Consider the following 19,008-nt stretch of genomic DNA (forward strand, 5'->3'; position numbering starts at 1 on the left):
GCACGTCATGACCGCGCTGCATTTTGCCGAAGGCCTGCGCGAGCTCGTGGGCGGCGTGGAGGTCGTGCTCAGCGATATCTGGGGCGTGGTCCATAACGGGCTGGAATCCTTCCCCGAAGCTTGCGAGGCGCTGCACACCTATCGCAGCCGCGGCGGTACGGTAATCCTGATCACCAACGCACCGCGCCCTGCCGACTCCGTGCAGCGGCAATTGCGCAAGCTCGGCGTCCCCGATGAGACCTATGACGCGATCGTATCTTCAGGCGACCTGACCCGGCTCTACGTCGCCGAGCATCCCGGCCGCAAGATGTTCTGGCTCGGCCCCGAGCGCGACAACTCGATCTATCGCGGCCTCGATGCGGTGACCGCGCCGCTGGAGCAAGCCGATTACATCGTCTGCACCGGCCTCTACGACGACGAGACCGAGACGGCGGAAGACTATCGCGGCATGATGCTGCAGGCGCGCGAGCGCAAGCTGACGCTGGTCTGCGCCAACCCCGACATCGTGGTGGAACGCGGCGACCGGTTGATCTACTGCGCCGGCGCCATCGCCGAGCTCTACCGCGAGCTCGGCGGCGAGGTGATCTTCTACGGCAAGCCGCACCGGCCGATCTACGAGCGCGCCATGGCGCTTGCCGGCGAACGCCAAGGCTACCAGATCGACCGGAAGAAGGTGCTGGCGATCGGCGATTCCGTCCGCACCGACTTAACCGGCGCCCGCGAATTCGGCATCGACTGCCTGTTCGTCACCCGCGGCATCCATGCCGAGGAGTTCGAGGGCCTCGACCAGCTCGACCCGAATTCGGTCATGGAGCTGTTCGGCCACCCGCCGAAGGCGCTGATGCGCGAATTGAAGTGGTGACGGCGGAGCGCGCGCAGCTGCAATGGACTTAGACCAAAGGGCAAGCCTCAGACGCCGTCATGGCCGGGCATAGCCGTCCGAAGGACGGCGTCGCTTGCGCTCGCCTATGACCCGGCCATCCACGTCTTCCTTTTTTTGCATCCAAGAACGTGGATGCCCGGGACAAGCCCGGGCATGACGTTCCAAATGGAAAATTGTTGTCCGGCGAAGAGCGCCCTTACGCGCTCGCCATGTCCGGGAAGACCGCCTCGATCTTGGTCTTCAGCGTCGCCGCGTTGAACGGCTTGACGATGTAGTTGTTCACGCCGGCCTTCTTGGCCGCGATCACGTTCTCGGTCTTCGATTCCGCGGTGATCATGATGAAGGGCGTGGTGGCGAGGTTCGGATCCGCGCGGACTTCGCGCAGGAGGTCGTAGCCCGTCATCGGCTCCATGTTCCAGTCGGAGATCACGAGCCCGTACTTCTTGCCGCGCATCTTGTTCAGCGCTGCCGAACCGTCGCTGGCATCATCGATGTTCTCGAAGCCAAGCTGCTTCAGCAGATTCCGGATGATACGGATCATGGTGCTGTAGTCATCCACCACCAGAACCGGCATCGACAAATCAACCGCCATCTCGACTCCCCCAACGCAAACCCAGGAATATTACGATCGGACCTGCCAGGCCGGCGCCCGGCAGTTCCACGCCTCAAGGACTAGCACCAAGGCCTTAAACAGCGCGTTAACTGCGGTCAGCTCCGAAGGCTTGAAATCGTGTTCAATGTCTGCCCGCCCCGCCGCTTGACTTCGCGGTGCCGGTCGCGCCACGGTCCGGGCCGGTCCTGCCCGGTTCGAGAATTCCCCTGATGGCTCCGCCTTTTACCGTCATCCGCGATACAACGCCGGATTCCGCGATTCCGAGGGGCGCCGTGGTTGCCATGGGCAATTTCGACGGCGTGCATCTCGGCCATCGCGCCGTCATCGCGGCTGCCCTGGAGATGGGCAGGGCGCATGGCCGGCCTGCGCTGGCCTTGACCTTCGAGCCGCATCCGCGACGGTTCTTCAGCCCCAACACCCCGCAATTCCGCCTGACGGACGAGCGGGCCAAGCTGCGGCTTCTGGCCGGTACCGGGCTTGCCGGCGCCGTGGTCATGACCTTCGACAAGGCCCGTGCCGGAACCAGCGCGCAAGATTTCATTCACCATGACCTGATCGGGCGGCTCGGCGTCAGCGGCATCGCGGTCGGCTACGACTTCCATTTCGGCAAGGGACGGGTCGGCTCCCCGAGCCTCCTGGTCAACGAGGCGCCCCGGCTCGGCATCGAAGTCGACGTCCAGCCGCATGTCGATATCGACGAGCGGCCGGTCTCCTCCAGCGCGATCCGGATCGCCCTCGCCGAGGGCCAGCTCGACGAGGCCACGACCATGCTGGGCGCGCCCTGGTTCATCACCGGCGAGGTCATCCACGGCGAGAAGCGCGGCCGCGAGCTCGGCTATCCCACCGCCAACATCCGCCTGGACGCCAATTGCGGCCTCAAGCACGGCATCTACGCGGTCCGGGTCGGCCGCGGCCAGGGAAAGGCTCAGGTGCGTCTGGATGGCGTGGCCAGCTTCGGCCGTCGCCCGACCTTCGACAATGGCGCCCCGCTGCTCGAAATCTTCCTGTTCGACTTCAAGGGCGACCTCTACGGGCAGGCCCTCGACTGCGCCTTCATCGGCTTCATCCGCGATGAGCTGAAATTCGATGGTCTAGAGGCCCTGATCCACCAGATGGACGACGATTCCGCCCGCGCCCGCGCCATGCTCGCCGCCGCCCCGGACGCGTTTCCGCGCCTGGGCGTGATCGATTGAGAGGCGAAACCGGGCCCCCGGACCTTTGCGCTTCCTCCGCCCCCCTGCTATGGAGAGCCCATGTTTGCGCGGCGCATCATAGGGATTAGCGGCCCGGCTTCCGCCTGAGCCTGAAGGCTCGGCGCAAGACCGGGATTTCGTCGCTCACCCGCGATTCCGCATCGCCATCCGTTCCCGCGCCCTTCCGAGCCAGTCAGCCTCATGTCCGAAAAGCCGCAAAAGTCCCAAAAGTCTGAAGCCAAGGACTATTCGAAGACCCTGTTCCTGCCGCAGACCGAATTCCCGATGCGCGCCGGCCTGCCGCAGCGCGAGCCGGAGATCCTCAAGCGCTGGTACGAGATCGGCCTCTACGAGAAGCTGCGCCAGAGTGCGAAGGGCCGCGCCAAGTTCGTGTTGCATGACGGCCCGCCCTACGCCAACGGCAACATCCATATCGGCACGGCGCTGAACAAGATCCTGAAGGATCTCGTCACCAAGAGCCAGCAGATGCTCGGCTTCGATTCCAACTACGTGCCGGGCTGGGACTGCCACGGCCTGCCGATCGAGTGGAAGGTCGAGGAGGAGCATTATCGCAAGAAGGGCAAGCAGAAGCCCGACTTCCGCGACAGCGCCGCGATGATTGATTTCCGCAAGGAGTGCCGCGCCTATGCCACGCACTGGCTCGGCGTGCAGCGCGAGGAGTTCAAGCGCCTCGGCGTGATCGGCGATTGGGACCATCCCTACGCCACCATGAGCTATCCGGCCGAAGCCCAGATCGCGCGCGAGCTGATGAAGTTTGCCGCAAACGGCACGCTCTATCGCGGCTCCAAGCCGGTGATGTGGAGCGTGGTTGAGAAGACCGCGCTGGCCGAAGCCGAGGTGGAGTACGAGGACCACACGTCCGATACGGTCTGGGTGAAATTCCCGGTGACCTCGCCCGCGCACGGTGCGCTCGCCTCGGCGAGCGTCGTGATCTGGACCACCACGCCCTGGACGCTGCCGGGCAATCGCGCCATCTCGTTCTCGCCGAAGATCGCTTATGGCCTCTACAAGGTGACGGACGCCCCCGCCGACAATTGGGCCAGGAACGGCGACCTCCTCATCCTCGCCGATGCGCTCGCGCAAGACGTCTTCAAGCAGGCGCGCGTGACGGCCTATGAGAAGGTCCGCGACGTCCCCGGCGACACCATGGACGCGATCGAGTGTGCCCATCCGCTCAAGGGCGTCGGCGGTGGCTACGACTTCATCGTGCCGCTGCTGCCTGGCGACCATGTCACCGACGACACCGGCACCGGCTTCGTGCACACGGCGCCCGGCCATGGCCGCGAGGACTTCGATGTCTGGATGGCAGAGGCGCGCGATCTCGACGCGCGCGGCATCAACACCGCCATCCCCTATACCGTCGACGAGAACGGCGCCTACACCGATCATGCGCCGGGCTTTGCCGGCAAGCGCGTCATCACCGACAAGGGCGAGAAGGGCGATGCCAACGAGGCCGTGATCAAGGCGCTCGTCGAGAAAGGCATGCTGCTCGCCCGCGGCCGGCTGAAGCATCAATATCCGCACTCCTGGCGCTCCAAGAAGCCGGTAATCTTCCGCAACACACCGCAATGGTTCATTGCGATGGACAAGGACATCGCGGTGGGCGGCAAGACGAAGAGCGGCGACACGCTGCGCGCCCGCGCGCTGCAGGCGATCTCGGTGACGCAATGGGTGCCGCCGTCCGGCGAGAACCGCATCAACGGCATGATCGAGGCACGCCCCGACTGGGTGATCTCGCGCCAGCGCGCCTGGGGGGTGCCGATCGCCGTGTTCGTGCGCGAGAAGGGCGACGGCTCCGCCGAGATCCTCCAGGACGAGGCCGTCAATGCGCGCATCGGTGAAGCCTTCGAGAAGGAAGGCGCCGACGCCTGGTACGCGACCGGCGCGCGCGAGCGCTTCCTCGGGCCCCGCGCGAACGAGGACTGGCAGAAGGTCGACGACATTCTCGACGTTTGGTTCGATTCCGGCTCCACCCACGCTTTCGTGCTCGAAGATCCCGTGCAGTTTCCCGGGCTCGCCGGCATCAAGCGCAAGGTCGACGGCGGCGCCGACACGGTGATGTATCTGGAAGGCTCGGACCAGCATCGCGGCTGGTTCCACTCCTCGCTGCTGGAAAGCTGCGGCACGCGTGGCCGCGCGCCTTACGACATCGTGCTGACCCACGGCTTCACCCAGGCCGAGGACGGCCGCAAGATGTCGAAGTCGCTCGGCAACACCATCGAGCCGCAGGCCGTCATCAAGGAATCTGGCGCCGACATCTTAAGGCTCTGGGTCGCGTCGAGCGACTATACCGACGACCAGCGCATCGGCCCCGAGATCCTGAAGAACACCGTCGAGACTTATCGCAAGCTGCGCAACACCGTGCGCTGGATGCTGGGGACGCTACATCATTACAGGCCGGCCGATGCAATCGCGCCGGCCGAGATGCCCGAGCTCGAGCGCTTGATGCTGCACGAGCTCTCAGGTCGCGCCGCCGCGATCGGCAAGGCCTACCGGGAGTTCGACTACAAGACCGTGGTCGCGATCCTGTCGGCCTTCCTGAACAGCGAGCTCTCCGCCTTCTACTTCGACATCCGCAAGGATACGCTGTATTGCGATCCGCCCTCGTCGCTGACGCGCAAGGCGGCGCTGACGACCATCGACCTGTTGTGCGCTTCGATCCTGAAATGGCTGGCCCCGATCCTCAGCTTCACTGCGGAGGAGGCGTGGCGCATGTACCGGCCCGACGCCGAACCGTCCGTGCACCTGACGCTGTTCCCGACCGATCTCGAAGCCTTGCGCGACGACAAGCTCGCCGCGAAATGGGAGACGATCCGCAACGTGCGTCGCGTCGTCACCGGCGCACTCGAGCTGGAACGCGCCGCCAAGAACATCGGCTCCTCGCTCGAGGCATCGCCGGTAATCTATGTCGCCGATCGCGCCATGCTGGCGACCTTGTTCGACATCGATCTGGCTGAAGTCTGCATCACCTCGAACTACGAGGTGCGGGAGGGCGAGGCGCCGGCCTCGGCGTTCCGCCTCGATGCCGTCCCCGGCGTCGCGGTCGTGGTGGAGAAGGCGGTCGGCACCAAATGCGCCCGCTCCTGGAAGATCTCGCCGATGGTCGGCGAAGACGCCGAATACCCCGACGTCACCCCGCGCGACGCCAAGGCGCTGCGCGAATGGAAGGCGCTGGGGGTGAGCATCTGATCGGTCCGCCATGACCCCGCTCCGCGCCGGCATCCTCGCGGCCATGGTCACGCTCGTGGCCGACCAGGCCTCGAAGCTCTGGCTGTTGAACGTGTTCGACCTCGCCCGTCGCGGCGCAGTGCGGGTGACGCCGTTCTTCGACCTGGTGCTGGCCTGGAATATCGGCATCAGCTTCGGCTGGCTCCAGAACGACAGCCAGGCCGCGCAGCTCGCGCTGATGGCCGTCAAAGTGATCGCGGTGGTTGCGCTGGCGATCTGGATGGCCCGCTCGCACACCATGCTCGCGACCGTCGCGCTCGGTCTGATCATCGGCGGCGCCATCGGCAACGGCATCGACCGCCTGGCCTATGGCGCGGTGGTGGATTTCGCCCTGTTCCACATCGAGATCGCCGGAAATACCTATAATTGGTATGTGTTTAACCTCGCGGACGTGGCCATCGTTGCTGGGGTGGCAGCGCTATTGTATGATTCCTTCCTGGGGGTACCCGCCGCAAAAGCGCCCTGATCCCGGCCGATACGGACCGGCAGCTGGAACCCGGCTTTTGCAAGGGTCAAGCCGCGTGTGGGCGGCAATCTGCTACAATATGAAACAGGTACGGTGATGCGCAGCTCGAAGACCAGCGGTTCGATGGTTCGGGGCTCCCAATCGGGGGGCTGGCGGGCACTGAAATTGGCCGCCGTCGCGCTCGGCATCGGCCTCGTCATGTCGACCGGTGGCGCCCGTGCTGCCGACGATGACGACGACGACGACATGACCTTCGAAGAGAAGCTCATCGACAACCTGATGACCGGCCTTGGCGCCCGGAGCATGGAAAAACCCGGCATCGAATACCGCGAGCGTTCGCCGCTGGTCGTGCCGCCCAAGCTCGACCTGCCGCCGCCTGCCGCCGCCGAAGCCGCGGCTGCGCCGAACTGGCCGAAGGACCCCGACGAGAAGCGCCGCAAGGAGGCCATCGCCCAGCGGAAGAAGTCCGGTAACAAGGCAACGGAGTACTGGAAGAACGCCCAGCCGCTGTCGCCCGCCGAGTTGAACGCCCATAGGACGGCCGCCGCCGAAAAGACCGGCAATGACCCGGTCCAGCCGGGCACCAACGTGGCCAATCCGACGATGAGCCCTGCCGAACTCGGATATACCGGAGGGCTGTGGAAACTCTTCAAAGGGAACGGGCCCGAGTCCAAGCAGTTTACGTCGGAACCGCCACGCCAATCGCTGGTGGAGCCGCCGCCGGGATATCAGACGCCGTCGCCGAACTACGCCTACGGCGCCGGCCCGGATAATTCGAAGCGGACCTATTTCGACGTCCGATCCGGCAAGGAAAAGGAACAATAGCGTTCCTGTCCTGTCGCGACATTCTGACCCACGCGAAGCGAGGGTCGGGCGGCGCATGTCCGCCCACCTCGTTCAAAATTGCTTATCAGTAACTTGCCTAAGCGTTGAGTTCTCTGCTTCGTGACGCGAAGCCTCAGCCGCACGGTGTAGCCTGCCGTGCCCTCCGAGCCGGAGATCCGGGCTCGGCACCTCACAACCAGGGATCATGATGTCCTCTTACCGATCGGCTGCCTGCCTCCTTGCCGCGCTGCTTTCGACGAGTGTCCTTTCGGCCAGCGCCGCCCTTGCCCAGACCACGGTGACATCGGCTCCGCCCGCCAGCTTCACGCTCGCCAACGGCATGCAGGTCGTGGTGATCCCGGACCGCCGCACCCCCGTTGTCACCGAGATGATCTGGTACAAGGTCGGCTCGGCCGATGAGACGCCCGGCAAGTCCGGCCTTGCCCATTTCCTCGAGCACCTGATGTTCAAGGGCACCGCGAAGCATCCGGCAGGCGAATTCTCCCAGACCGTGCTGCGTGTCGGCGGCAACGAGAACGCTTCGACCTCGGTCGACTACACCAACTACTATCAGCGCGTGCCGAAAGAGCAGCTGCCGACCATGATGGAGTTCGAGGCCGACCGCATGACGGGCCTCGTCCTCAAGGACGAGAACGTGCTGCCCGAGCGCGACGTCGTGCTCGAAGAGTACAACATGCGCGTCGCCAACAATCCGGATGCGCGGTTGAACGAGCAGATCATGGCCGCGCTCTATCTCAACCATCCCTACGGGCGGCCGGTGATCGGCTGGCATCAGGAGATCGAGAAGCTCGATCGCGAGGATGCGCTCGCCTTCTATCGTCGCTTCTACGCGCCGAACAACGCGATCCTGGTGATCGCCGGCGACGTCGACGCCGCCGAAGTCCGCCCGCTGGTCGAGCGCAATTTCGGCTCGATCCCCGCACAGCCCGCGATTCCGGCGCGGCGCGTTCGTCCGCAGGAGCCCGAGCCCGCCGCCCCGCGCACCGTCACGCTGGCCGACCCGCGCGTCGAGCAGCCGAACATGCGGCGCTATTATCTCGTGCCCTCGGCGACCACGGCCGCGGCCGGCGAGAGCGCGGCCCTCGACGTGCTGGCGCAGCTGATCGGCAGCGGCAGCAATTCCTATCTTTACCGTGCCCTCGTGGTCGACAAGCCGCTCGCGGTCTCCGCCAGCGCCAGCTATTCGAGCATCTCGCTCGACCCGACCCAGTTCGCGATCTCGGCTGCACCGAAACCCGGCGTCAGTTTTTCGGAGGTCGAGCAGGCGGTCGACGGGGTCCTCGCCAACGTCGCGCAGAACCCGATCCGCGCCGAGGATCTGGAGCGGGTCAAAACCCAGCTCATTGCCGAAGCGATCTACGCCCAGGACAACCAGGCTGTGCTGGCGCGCTGGTACGGCGGCGCGCTGACCACCGGCCTGTCGATCGAGGACATCAGGAGCTGGCCCGATCGCATCCGCGCCGTCACCGCCGAGCAGGTTCGCGCCGTTGCGCAGAAATGGCTGGAGAAGAAGCGCTCGGTGACGGGCTACCTGATCAAGGACACTGCAACCGCCAAGCGCGAGGAGAAGCGCTCGTGACCTATTCCTTCGTTCGCCGCATTGCATTCTCCGTTGCCGCCGGCGCGGTCCTCGCATTCTCTGCGGTCTCGCCGTCGCAGGCCGCCGCAAAGATCCAGCACCTGATCTCGCCGGGCGGCATCGAAGCCTGGTTCGTGCAGGACGCAACCGTGCCGCTGATTGCCATGGAATATTCCTTCGCCGGGGGCTCGGCGGAGGACCCCAAGGACAAGCCGGGCGTTGCCAATCTGGTCGGCTCTCTCCTCGACGAAGGCTCAGGCGATCTCGATTCCAAGACGTTCCATGAACGGCTCGACCGCCGCGCCATCGAGCTGTCCTTCAACGCCACCCGCGACACCCTCCGGGGCAGCCTTCGCATGCTGCGCGACAACAAGGACGAGGCCTTCGACCTGCTCAGGATGGCGCTGACCTCGCCGCATTTCGACACGGCCGACGTCGAACGCATCCGCTCGCAGGTCATCTCGGGCCTGCGCCGCGAGACCACCAATCCGACCTCGCTGGCGAGCCGCAAGTTTCTGGAGCTCGCGTTCGGCGATCACCCCTACAGCCGGCAGAGCAACGGCAACCTCGACAGCGTGCCGACCATCACAATTGCCGACCTGAGGAATTATGTCGGCCGTGTCCTCGCCAGGGATGGCCTCAAGATTGCGGTCGTCGGCGACGTCGATCCGGCTACGCTCGGAAAGCTGCTCGACCACACCTTCGGCAGCCTGCCCGCCAAAGCCAATCTGACGCCAGTCCCCGACGTCGAGGCTGCAAAGCCGCCGCAACGCGCCTTCGTGACCCTCGACGTGCCGCAGACGGTGATCACCTTCGGCGGACCCGGCGTGAAGCGGAGTGATCCGAGCTTCATGGCGGCCTACGTCGTCAACCACATCCTCGGCGGCGGCGGCCTATCGTCCCGGCTCTATCGCGAGGTGCGCGAGAAGCGCGGACTGGCCTATTCGGTGTACGAGTCGCTGCTCTGGATGCAGCACTCGGCGATTTTCATCGGCAATACCGGCACCCGCGCCGACCGCGCCGGCGACACCATCGAGGCCATCGAACAGGAGGTGCGCCGCATCGCCGAGGAGGGCCCGACGCAGAAGGAGCTCGATGAGGCCAAGTCCTATCTCAAGGGCTCGCAGATGCTGGCGCTCGACACCTCGTCCAAGCTGGCACAGGCGCTGCTGCAATATCAGCAAGACAAGCTGCCGATCGACTATATCGAGAAGCGCAACGCCATCGTCGACGCCGTGACGCTGGACGATGCCAAGGCGGCCGCCAAGCGGCTCTGGGGCCAGGGGCTGCTGACCGTCGTCGTCGGCCGGGCCCCGCAGGCCGCCGCGCAACCGGCGGCTGCACCGGCGACGAAGTCGAACTGATCTCTTTTCTCGACGTTTCCTGAATGGCCGGGCCATCCCGGCCATTTGCGTTTCACGGCAGCGCCATTGCTGACGACGGATGTCCGCGGTATGTCCTGACATCACGAATGGTGCCAGCATGCTGCGGATATCCCGCGATCTCGTCATCGACGAGGACGACATCGAGATCGGCTTTGTCCGCGCCTCCGGCCCGGGCGGGCAGAACGTCAACAAGGTCGCGACCTCCGCGCAGCTGCGCTTCGACACGCGCAAGCTGACCTTGCCCGAGGACGCGGCGCTGCGCCTTGCCCGCATTGCCGGCCAGCGCATGACCAAGGACGGCGTGATCGTGATCCACGCTCAGCGCTTTCGCACTCAGGAGCGCAACCGTCAGGATGCCATCGACCGTCTCGTCGAGATCCTCAAGGAGGCCATGGTCCGGCCGACGCCTCGCCGTGCGACGCGGCCGACCTTCGCCTCCAAGCAGCGCCGGCTCGAGGGCAAGAAACGCCGCAGCGACATCAAGGCCGGCCGCGGCCGGAGCTTCGACGATTGATGCGAAAAAGCTCCGGTCGCGCGAGCGACCGGAGATTTGCCGTTCGCGAACTGGCGTCAGTAGCGCTTGCCGGCCGCAGCACCGCCGGTCGCCGCATCGTCCGTGGTGCCCTTGCGCGTCGCGCTGCCGGTGGTCCCGACGGACCCCTTCGTGCCTTTGCCCGACTTCATGCCGACCTTCTCGCCGGCTGCGCCCTGCTGTGCACCGAGATCCTCATCCTCGCTGCCTGACGCGCCGCCTTGCATCGGCTTGCTTTGTACAGTGCCGCCAGGCCTCGTCCCTGACGAGGTGCCTTGGGCGAGAACGGGCGTTGCAACGAGGGCCGCGAGAGCGCATGCGATCGCAGAGGTCTTCACCAACTTCATCCATTTCTCCTGGAATGTCGCGATGAACCGTTCGGCTGCCTTCTGCACCGTTCGCCTGCACCGGACCGGTTCATCGCAAAGAGAGTTCGAACGGCGCGGTGTGATGCAAGCCGCGTCGTGTGGTGATCGTTTAGGGTTTTCGCGGCGCTTTCGCGGAATTGTGCTCCTCATATGCGGCGGCGCGGAACATGCCACGCATTCCCGACGGACGACGCGCGCCGAAAATGTCCCCCATTTCGGGTGTGGGAAGCTCGACCTGACCCATGCATTTGTCGCTGCGTGGCACTAGACTTGAGAATATTCGCCGAGTGAGCCTCATGCCCGTCCGCCAGCTGCCAGAACAGGTCGTCAACCGCATCGCCGCCGGCGAGGTGGTCGAACGCCCGGCGAGCGTGGTCAAGGAGCTGGTCGAGAACGCCATCGACGCCGGCGCGAGCCGCATCGACGTCTTCACCGACGGCGGCGGGCGGCGGCGAATCGGCATCACCGACGACGGCAGCGGCATGATCGCAAAAGACCTTGCGCTCGCCGTCGAGCGCCATGCCACCTCCAAGCTCGACGACGAGGACCTGCTGCAGATCCGCACCCTCGGGTTTCGCGGCGAGGCCCTGCCCTCAATCGGCTCGGTGGCGCGCCTCTCCATCACCACGCGGCACGCCAGCGAGCCGCACGCCTGGGCGTTGTCGGTCGAAGGCGGCGAGAAGTCCGGGATCATGCCGGCGGCGCTGGCGCATGGCACGCGCGTCGAGGTTGGCGACCTCTTCTACGCGACGCCGGCGCGGCTCAAGTTTCTGAAAACTGACCGCACCGAAGCGGAAGCCATCCGCGAAGTGGTACGGCGCCTCGCGATGGCGCGGCCCGACATCGCCTTCACGCTCGCCGGCGAGGAGCGCGCACCGGTGACCTGGACCGCGGCGCTGCCCGGCGCGGCCGGACGGCTGACCCGGCTTGGCGACATCCTCGGCGCCGAGTTCCGCAGCCACGCCATCGAGGTCCATGCCGAGCGCGAGGGCGTCGTGGTCGCCGGCTATGCTGCGGCTCCCGCGCTGACCAAGGCCAACGCACTCGGTCAATATCTCTTCGTCAACGGCCGGCCGGTGCGCGACAAGCTCATTCTCGGCGCCGTGCGCGCGGCCTATTCCGACTATCTGCCGCGCGACCGCCATCCGGTGCTGGCGCTGTTCGTCACGCTCGATCCGCGCGAGGTCGATGCCAATGTGCATCCGGCCAAGACCGAGGTGCGCTTCCGCAATGCCGGCCTCGTCCGCGCGCTGATCGTGCATGGCTTGAAGGAAGCACTCGCACGCGAGGGCCGCCGCACCGCCGCCAATAGCGGCGAGAGCGCGCTGTCCTCGTTCCGGCCCGCCTTCATGCCGCCACGTCCGGCAAGCTGGGACTGGCGCGCCTCGCCAGCCGCCCCGGTGGCGCCGATGCCGTCGTTCGAAGGCGCCGCCGCGCCCGCCTTCGCCGAGCGTGCGCAGGCTGCCTTCGACGTCGGCGCGCCCAGTGCTGACGTGCGGATCGAGAGCCAACCCGCCGGCGATCTCGTCGATCGCCCGCTCGGCGCGGCGCGCACGCAGATCCACGAGACCTACATCGTCTCGCAGACCCGCGACGGCCTGATCATCGTCGACCAGCACGCCGCGCATGAGCGCATCGTCTACGAGCGGCTGAAGGCCTCGCTCGCCGCCAACGGCGTGCAGCGGCAGATCCTGCTGATCCCCGAGATCGTCGAGATGGATGAGGCCACTGTGGAGCGCCTGCTGGAGCGCAGCGAGGAGCTGGCATCGTTCGGCCTTGCCATCGAATCCTTCGGCCCCGGCGCGGTCGCGGTGCGCGAGACGCCGTCGCTGCTCGGCAAGACCAATGCCGGCGGCCTGTTGCGCGATCTTTCCGAGCACATGGCCGAATGGGACGAGGCGCTGCCGCTCGAACGCCGCCTGATGCACGTCGCCGCCACCATGGCCTGCCACGGCTCGGTGCGCGCCGGCCGCCGGCTGCGGCCGGAGGAGATGAACGCGCTGCTCCGCGAGATGGAGGACACGCCGAACTCCGGCCAGTGCAATCACGGCCGGCCGACCTATGTCGAGCTGAAGCTGAGCGACGTGGAGAAGCTGTTCGGGCGGCGGTGACGGTGCCGTAGGGTGGATTAGCCGAAGGCGTAATCCACCTCTTCAGCTTCCGCCGTGAGAGACAGTGGCGGATTACGCTTTGCTAATCCGCCCTACGCAAGAACACAAACTCCGTGTCGTCATAGGCCCGCCGCTCCAGCTCCTCGAAACCTTCAGGCGTCACGAACTGCGCGGCCTTCGCCTCTTCCACCACGAGCAGCGCGCCGGGCGTGAGCCAGCCGCCGTCGCGAAGGCTCGCGAGCGCCTTCTCGGCAAAGCCCTTGCCATAGGGCGGATCGAGGAACACCAGCGAGAACGGCTCGACGGGATGCGCGGGGCCGAGATCGGTCGCATCGCGGCGATACACCTTGGTGACGCCGCCGAGGCCGAGCGCCTCGACATTGTTGCGCAACAGCGCACGCGCCTCCGCGCCGTTGTCCACGAACAGCGTGAACTTCGCCCCGCGCGAGGCCGCCTCGATGCCGAGCGCGCCGGTGCCGGCGAAGAGATCGAGCACGCGCGCATCCGCAATCGGATCGTCATAGGCGTGCACGAGGATGTTGAACACGGACTCGCGCAACCGGTCCGCCGTCGGGCGGATGTCACGCGAAGACGGTGAGGCGAGATTGCGCCCCTTCAAACGACCGCCGACGACGCGCAACTTCAATCCTCCCGCGGCGTCAGGTCGCGTTTGCCGTGATAACCGCGCTTGGGACGGCGCGGCGGGCCGTAGCCGCTCGCCTCCATCTCGTTGCGCTCGCGCGCCTCCTCGCTGCCGGTGCGCTGAACCAGTACGCGGCGACCCTTGCGGTCGCTGATCACCGCGCGCTTGCTGGCGGGCTTCTTCTCGCCCGGTGCATCATCGGCGCGCGAAGATGATTTCGAGGGCGCGTCGAACTGCGCGCCCGACTTCTCGATCACCTTGTCGCCGAGCTGCTCGCGCAGCACGCGCGCGCGGATCTCCTCGACCTGACCTTCCGGAATCTCGCCGAGCTGGAACGGGCCGTAGGAGACGCGGATCAGCCGGTTCACCTCGAGGCCGAGATGGGCGCAGACATTGCGCACCTCGCGGTTCTTGCCCTCGCGGATCGCGAACACCAGCCAGACATTGGCGCCCTGGTCGCGCTCCAGCGTGGCCTCGATCGGACCATACTTGACGCCCTCGATCTCGATGCCGTTCTTGAGCTGGTCGAGCTGCGCCTGGGTGACGTCGCCATGGGCGCGGACGCGGTAGCGGCGCAGCCAGCCGGTGTCGGGCAGCTCGAGCGTGCGCGCGAGGCCGCCATCGTTGGTGAGCAGCAGCAAGCCCTCGGTGTTGAAGTCGAGCCGGCCGACGCTGATCAGGCGCGGCAGGCCTTCGGGCAGATTGTCGAACACGGTCGGACGGCCCTCGGGGTCGTCATGCGTCGTCATCAGCCCGCGCGGCTTGTGGTAGAGGAAAAGCCGCGTGCGCTCGCGCTCCGGCAACGGCTTGCCGTCGACCATGACGACGTCGTTCTTGGTGACGTCGAGCGCCGGCGAATTGATCACGCGGCCGTTGACGGTGACGCGGCCCTGCGTGACCATCTCCTCGGCATCGCGGCGCGAGGCAAGCCCGGCGCGGGCCAGCACCTTGGCGATGCGCTCGCCGGCCTTCTTCGGCTTCGGCGCGTCGTCGCGGCGCGGCCGGCCCTCGAAATCACGATCGCGCTCGCGATAAGCGCCGCGGCCGCCGAAGGCGGGACGCTTCTCGAAGATCCTGCTGTCGTCCTCGTTGTCGCGGCGCGGACGGTCGCGGAAGCGGCCCTCGTTGCGGGGATGCTCCTGCCAGTCCATGCGGCCTTCGGGGCGCTGGCGTGGGCGATCGAACTGCGGACGGTCACCGCGTTCGCTGTCGCGGTCACGGGGCCGATCGAATTTCGGCCGCTCGCGGAACGGGCGGTCACCGGATGCGCGGTCGTCGCGCGAGCGAGAGAAACGCGGACGGTCCTCACCGCGACCGCCCTCACGGCGATCGTCGCGCTGACGCCAGGGCTTCTCGTCGCCGCGATCGCGGCCGCCGAAATCCTTATCAAAACTCTTGCGCGGGCGATCCCCGCGCGGTGCGCGATCACCGCGATCGAAATTCGGGCGGTCTCCGCGCGGCTTGAAGCTACGTTCGCCACGATCCTCGCGCGGTCCGCGATCCCCACGGTCGCGTCCGCGATCCCCACGGTCGCGTTGGCGATCCGGCCCGCCCCGCGAAAATTTCCGTTCGCCGTCGAACTTGCGCTCTGGACGGTCGCCGCGCGGCGCGTAGGGTTTCTTGTCGCCGAACTTCCTGTCGCTGGAGCGGCCGGCCGAGCGTGCATCGTCGCGATCCCTGCGGGGCGGACGATCGTCGCGGCCAAATGTCGGGCGATCGCCGCGCGGCTTGAAGCTGCGCTCACCGCGGCCTTCACTGCCGCGGTCGTCGCGCTTGAAGCGGGGACGGTCACTGAAATCGCGGCGCGGTGCGTCACCCTCCTCGCGGCGGCGGAATGGGCGGCTGTCGCGGTCGCCACGGGGCGGGCGGCTGTCGCGCTCGCGCTTACCCTCGCCCTTGCCCTCGAAGCCGCGCTTGGCGAATTTCTTCTCTGGCCCGCGCGGCTTGCCGCTACGGCCTTTGGCCGGGCCTCGCCGGCCGCGGGAATCGTTGTCTTTGTCGCTGTCGCGAGGCATGACTAATCTCACTTAAGGGGTGGCGCGAGCATTGTGCGCGCTCGCTGCGAGCCGCATGCTCAGGCAAAATCGGTATCCACTCTTGCTGAAGGCGGAGCTAGTAGCAGGTTTCTGGCGATGATACGAGGCATGAAAGCCCCTTCTTTCATGGATTTGGCGCTTCTGGCGGCCGAAAATGCCGGAAAATCGGGCGAAGTTCCTGTTGGCTGCGTAGTGGTCCGCGATCACGAGGTGATCGCCACCGGCGCCAACCGGACGCTGACCGACCATGATCCGACCGCCCACGCCGAGATCATCGCGCTGCGCGCGGCCGCCGCGAAGATCGGCAGCGAGCGGCTGGTCGACTGCGACCTCTACGTGACGCTGGAGCCCTGCACCATGTGTGCGGGCGCGATCTCGTTTGCAAGGGTGAGACGGCTCTATTACGGCGCGGCCGACCCCAAAGGCGGCGCGGTGGAGTCGGGCGTACGGTTCTTTGCCTCGCCGACCTGCCACCACGCGCCGGACGTCTATTCCGGCGTCGGCGAGAGCGAGGCGGCGCGGCTGCTGAAGGAGTTCTTTCGGGAGCGGCGGTAGGTCGGAGTCGCGTAGCCCGGATGGAGCGAAGCGCAATCCGGGACAGTGCCGCGGCGAGGAGAGAATCCCGGATTTCGCTGCGCTCCATCCGGGCTACAAGATCGTCAGGCCAAGAAGAACTCGCGCAACGCCCTCGCAGTCACCTCCGGATTCTCCTCCGTGAGGAAGTGCCCCGAATCCACCGGCATGCCGTCGACGTTCGTGGCCCATTGTGTCCAAGTGTCCAGCGGCGTCGCGGCGGCCTGGGCGATGCCGGCATTGCCCCACAGCGCCAGCATCGGAATGGTGATCTTCTTGCCGGCCTCGAAATCGGCCTTGTCGAGGTCGTAGTCGAAATAGGCGCCGGCGCGGTAGTCCTCGCACATGGCGTGGATGCGGGCGGGATCGCGGAACGGGGCGAGGTAGTGCTCGAGCGCGCGCGGGTCGATGGCGTCCAGCGTCTTCGACCTGGTCTGGCTCGCCATCTTGAAGCGCAGGAAGAACTCGCCTTGGCCTGCGATCAGCGTCTCCGGCAGCGGATAGGGCTGCGCCAGGAAGGTCCAGTGATAGATCTTCAAGGCATAGGCGCGGTTCATCCGCTCCCAGTAATTATAGGTCGGCAGGATATCGAGCACGGCGAGCTTCGACAGCCGGCCGGGATGGTCGAGCGCCAGCCGATACGACACGCGGCCGCCGCGGTCGTGGCCGGCGAGCGCGAAATGCACGTGGCCGAGGCGCTCCATCACCTCGACCATGGCTTTCGCCATGGCGCGCTTAGAGTAGGGGATGTGCAGCGCATCGCTCGCGGGCATGTCGGACCAGCCGTAGCCCGGCAGGTCGGCGATGATCAGCGTGAAGTGCTCGGCCAGCTCGGGCGCCACCTGGTGCCACATCACGTGGGTCTCGGAGAAGCCGTGCAGGAGCAGCAGCGGCGGGCCCTTGCCGCCGACGCGGGCGAAGATGCGGCCGAACGAGGTATCGATCCATTCGGCGGCGAAGCCCGGATAGAGGTCGGCGAGATCGGACATCTTGTTGCATCCTTGTTGGCCGGTGGCGGGGCCGCTCGACAAAAAGTGTCGAAAACAACCCCATGCACAGTACCGGTATTATCGTCGGGGCAACTAACCCCAACTGACGATTGCATATTCTGGAGTGTAGATGTGGCGGCGCGGTGACGCGAACGTCGCGATTCCGGACCGGCGCTTTTGGGGGCGCCGTCCGCAATGACACGCTAATTTTTGGCCTTTTCCGCCTCCACCGCCTGCCAGCCGATGTCGCGGCGGCAGAAGCCGTCCGGCCAGTCGATGCGGTCGACGGCTTGATAGGCGCGCGCCTGCGCTTCCGTCACGGTCGCCCCTAGCGCGCAGACATTGAGCACGCGGCCGCCATTGGCGAGGACCGCGCCGTCCTTGGCCACCGTGCCGGCGTGGAAGATCTCGACATTGTCGACCTTGGCAGCCTCTTCCAGCCCCTGGATGCGCGTGCCCTTCTGGTAGTCGCCGGGATAGCCTTGTGCGGCCATCACCACGGTCAGCGCGGATTCCTTGTGCCAGCGCAGGTCGAAGTGCTTCAGCTCCCCGTCGCAGGCGGCGAGCAGCGCCGGCACGATGTCGCTCATCATGCGCAGCATCAAGACCTGGCACTCGGGATCGCCGAAGCGGACGTTGAACTCGAACAGCTTTGGCCCCTGCGTCGTCAGCATGATGCCGGCATAGAGCACGCCGCGGAACGGCGTGCCGCGCTGCTTCATGCCCGCCACCGTCGGCAGGATGATCCTGGCCATGATCGCGTCGTGGACGGCGGGCGTGACCAGCGGCGTCGGCGAATAGGCGCCCATGCCGCCGGTGTTCGGGCCGACGTCGTGGTCGAACACGCGCTTGTGGTCCTGGGCGGAGGCGAGCGGAATCGCGGTGTCGCCGTCGCACAGCGCAAAGAAGCTGATCTCGCGGCCCGGCAGAAACTCCTCGATCACGACCTCGGCGCCGGCCTCTCCGAAGGCGCCCTCGAACATCATGGCGATGGCGTCCTCGGCCTCGCGCACGGTTTTGGCAACGACGACGCCCTTGCCGGCGGCAAGGCCATCGGCCTTGACCACGATCGGCGCGCCCTGGCTCTGCACATAGGCGCGGGCGTCATCGGCATTGGTGAAGCGTTTGTAGGCGCCGGTCGGAATGCCGAACTCGGTGCACAGCGCCTTGGTAAACCCCTTGGAGCTTTCGAGCTGGGCCGCCACCATGCTCGGCCCGAACGCCTTGATGCCGGCGGCTGAGAGATCATCGACGATGCCGGCCGCGAGCGGCGTCTCCGGCCCGACCACCACGAGCTCGACCCTGTTCTGCTTGCAGAAGTCGATCACGGCGGCATGGTCGGCGACATCGAGCGCCACGCATTCCGCCTCCCTGGCGATGCCGGCATTGCCGGGCGCGCACCAGAATTTGGTCACCAGGGGAGAGGCTGCGATCTTCCACGCCAGGGCATGTTCGCGGCCGCCGGAACCGAGCAGGAGAATGTGCATCGAAGGCTCAGGATAAAGGGGTTTTGCTGGGCGGGGAGGTCGCACGAATCGGGGT

At 66.4% G+C, this 19,008-nt stretch carries 16 protein-coding genes; 10 read left to right on the forward strand and 6 right to left on the reverse strand.

Translation table 11 applies throughout. The features are described 5' to 3' along the window. The first annotated feature begins 7 nt into the window (after positions 1 to 7). Positions 8 to 862 (forward strand): TIGR01459 family HAD-type hydrolase, encoded by an 855-nt coding sequence (locus tag I6F33_RS24090; RefSeq protein ID WP_036009268.1) that lies wholly within the window; start codon positions 8 to 10, stop codon positions 860 to 862. Positions 863 to 1,079: 217 nt separating this feature from the next. Here the strand turns inward: I6F33_RS24090 and I6F33_RS24095 are convergent, their stop codons facing one another. After that, complete coding sequence (locus I6F33_RS24095; protein WP_008567674.1) at positions 1,080 to 1,475, reverse strand: response regulator; 396 nt, start codon at positions 1,473 to 1,475, stop codon at positions 1,080 to 1,082. Between the two features lie 230 nt (positions 1,476 to 1,705). On the opposite strand from I6F33_RS24095, the gene I6F33_RS24100 reads away from it, so the two are divergent. From I6F33_RS24100 to arfB, 7 genes are all read left to right on the forward strand, one after another. Then, a complete protein-coding gene (locus tag I6F33_RS24100; protein ID WP_057027661.1) occupies positions 1,706 to 2,689 on the forward strand; it encodes a bifunctional riboflavin kinase/FAD synthetase in 984 nt (327 codons plus the stop codon). Between the two features lie 201 nt (positions 2,690 to 2,890). Beyond that, positions 2,891 to 5,899, forward strand: a complete 3,009-nt coding sequence (gene ileS / locus I6F33_RS24105; protein ID WP_225144317.1) for an isoleucine--tRNA ligase — start codon at positions 2,891 to 2,893, stop codon at positions 5,897 to 5,899. 10 nt (positions 5,900 to 5,909) lie between these two features. Next, a complete protein-coding gene (lspA, locus tag I6F33_RS24110) occupies positions 5,910 to 6,404 on the forward strand; it encodes a signal peptidase II (protein WP_036027098.1) in 495 nt (164 codons plus the stop codon). 96 nt (positions 6,405 to 6,500) lie between these two features. After that, a complete protein-coding gene (locus I6F33_RS24115; protein WP_057027658.1) occupies positions 6,501 to 7,229 on the forward strand; it encodes a hypothetical protein in 729 nt (242 codons plus the stop codon). A 208-nt stretch (positions 7,230 to 7,437) separates the two neighbouring features. Further along, a complete protein-coding gene (locus tag I6F33_RS24120; protein WP_036027162.1) occupies positions 7,438 to 8,829 on the forward strand; it encodes a pitrilysin family protein in 1,392 nt (463 codons plus the stop codon). Continuing rightward, positions 8,826 to 10,193, forward strand: a complete 1,368-nt coding sequence (locus I6F33_RS24125; RefSeq protein ID WP_225144318.1) for a pitrilysin family protein — start codon at positions 8,826 to 8,828, stop codon at positions 10,191 to 10,193. Before I6F33_RS24120 ends, I6F33_RS24125 begins: the two co-directional genes overlap by 4 nt. Positions 10,194 to 10,311: 118 nt before the next feature. Continuing rightward, positions 10,312 to 10,728, forward strand: a complete 417-nt coding sequence (gene arfB, locus I6F33_RS24130) for an alternative ribosome rescue aminoacyl-tRNA hydrolase ArfB (protein WP_027575820.1) — start codon at positions 10,312 to 10,314, stop codon at positions 10,726 to 10,728. Positions 10,729 to 10,784: 56 nt separating this feature from the next. On the opposite strand, the gene I6F33_RS24135 is transcribed toward arfB, so the two are convergent. Then, entirely contained in the window at positions 10,785 to 11,093 is a 309-nt protein-coding gene (locus tag I6F33_RS24135; protein ID WP_225126843.1) for a hypothetical protein, read from the reverse strand. Positions 11,094 to 11,410: 317 nt separating this feature from the next. Between I6F33_RS24135 and mutL the strand changes: the two genes are divergently transcribed. Continuing rightward, positions 11,411 to 13,225, forward strand: a complete 1,815-nt coding sequence (mutL, locus tag I6F33_RS24140; RefSeq protein ID WP_225133893.1) for a DNA mismatch repair endonuclease MutL — start codon at positions 11,411 to 11,413, stop codon at positions 13,223 to 13,225. 82 nt (positions 13,226 to 13,307) lie between these two features. Here mutL and rsmD read toward each other — a convergent pair whose 3' ends face one another. Next, positions 13,308 to 13,865, reverse strand: coding sequence for a 16S rRNA (guanine(966)-N(2))-methyltransferase RsmD (rsmD, locus tag I6F33_RS24145; protein WP_225147360.1), 558 nt, complete (start codon positions 13,863 to 13,865; stop codon positions 13,308 to 13,310). 2 nt (positions 13,866 to 13,867) lie between these two features. Continuing rightward, positions 13,868 to 15,883 carry a pseudouridine synthase gene (locus I6F33_RS24150; protein WP_225144319.1) on the reverse strand — a complete coding sequence of 672 codons (2,016 nt, stop codon included), beginning with the start codon at positions 15,881 to 15,883 and terminating at the stop codon, positions 13,868 to 13,870. A gap of 117 nt (positions 15,884 to 16,000) precedes the next feature. On the opposite strand from I6F33_RS24150, the gene tadA reads away from it, so the two are divergent. Further along, a complete protein-coding gene (gene tadA / locus I6F33_RS24155) occupies positions 16,001 to 16,459 on the forward strand; it encodes a tRNA adenosine(34) deaminase TadA (RefSeq protein ID WP_225144320.1) in 459 nt (152 codons plus the stop codon). 104 nt (positions 16,460 to 16,563) lie between these two features. Here tadA and I6F33_RS24160 read toward each other — a convergent pair whose 3' ends face one another. Together I6F33_RS24160 and purD are read right to left on the reverse strand one after the other, a co-directional pair. Continuing rightward, on the reverse strand, positions 16,564 to 17,466 hold the full coding sequence (locus I6F33_RS24160) for an alpha/beta fold hydrolase (RefSeq protein WP_225144321.1): 903 nt from the start codon (positions 17,464 to 17,466) through the stop codon (positions 16,564 to 16,566). Positions 17,467 to 17,669: 203 nt separating this feature from the next. Continuing rightward, positions 17,670 to 18,953, reverse strand: coding sequence for a phosphoribosylamine--glycine ligase (gene purD / locus I6F33_RS24165; RefSeq protein ID WP_225144322.1), 1,284 nt, complete (start codon positions 18,951 to 18,953; stop codon positions 17,670 to 17,672). Between the last annotated feature and the right edge of the window lie 55 nt (positions 18,954 to 19,008).

It is taken from the genome of Bradyrhizobium sp. BRP20, from assembly GCF_020194215.1.
In the GTDB taxonomy this organism is placed as follows: domain Bacteria; phylum Pseudomonadota; class Alphaproteobacteria; order Rhizobiales; family Xanthobacteraceae; genus Bradyrhizobium; species Bradyrhizobium yuanmingense.

Bases quoted from the DNA above. Each gene is read 5' to 3' on its own strand.
- mutL (WP_225133893.1), top strand. From the start codon at position 11,411: ATGCCCGTCCGCCAGCTGCCAGAACAGGTCGTCAACCGCATCGCCGCC.
- I6F33_RS24115 (WP_057027658.1), top strand. From the start codon at position 6,501: ATGCGCAGCTCGAAGACCAGCGGTTCGATGGTTCGGGGCTCCCAATCG.
- arfB (WP_027575820.1), top strand. From the start codon at position 10,312: ATGCTGCGGATATCCCGCGATCTCGTCATCGACGAGGACGACATCGAG.
- I6F33_RS24135 (WP_225126843.1), bottom strand. From the start codon at position 11,093: ATGAAGTTGGTGAAGACCTCTGCGATCGCATGCGCTCTCGCGGCCCTC.
- I6F33_RS24100 (WP_057027661.1), top strand. From the start codon at position 1,706: ATGGCTCCGCCTTTTACCGTCATCCGCGATACAACGCCGGATTCCGCG.
- I6F33_RS24095 (WP_008567674.1), bottom strand. From the start codon at position 1,475: ATGGCGGTTGATTTGTCGATGCCGGTTCTGGTGGTGGATGACTACAGC.
- I6F33_RS24150 (WP_225144319.1), bottom strand. From the start codon at position 15,883: ATGCCTCGCGACAGCGACAAAGACAACGATTCCCGCGGCCGGCGAGGC.
- tadA (WP_225144320.1), top strand. From the start codon at position 16,001: ATGATACGAGGCATGAAAGCCCCTTCTTTCATGGATTTGGCGCTTCTG.
- I6F33_RS24120 (WP_036027162.1), top strand. From the start codon at position 7,438: ATGTCCTCTTACCGATCGGCTGCCTGCCTCCTTGCCGCGCTGCTTTCG.
- I6F33_RS24160 (WP_225144321.1), bottom strand. From the start codon at position 17,466: ATGTCCGATCTCGCCGACCTCTATCCGGGCTTCGCCGCCGAATGGATC.
- lspA (WP_036027098.1), top strand. From the start codon at position 5,910: ATGACCCCGCTCCGCGCCGGCATCCTCGCGGCCATGGTCACGCTCGTG.
- I6F33_RS24090 (WP_036009268.1), top strand. From the start codon at position 8: ATGACCGCGCTGCATTTTGCCGAAGGCCTGCGCGAGCTCGTGGGCGGC.
- ileS (WP_225144317.1), top strand. From the start codon at position 2,891: ATGTCCGAAAAGCCGCAAAAGTCCCAAAAGTCTGAAGCCAAGGACTAT.
- purD (WP_225144322.1), bottom strand. From the start codon at position 18,953: ATGCACATTCTCCTGCTCGGTTCCGGCGGCCGCGAACATGCCCTGGCG.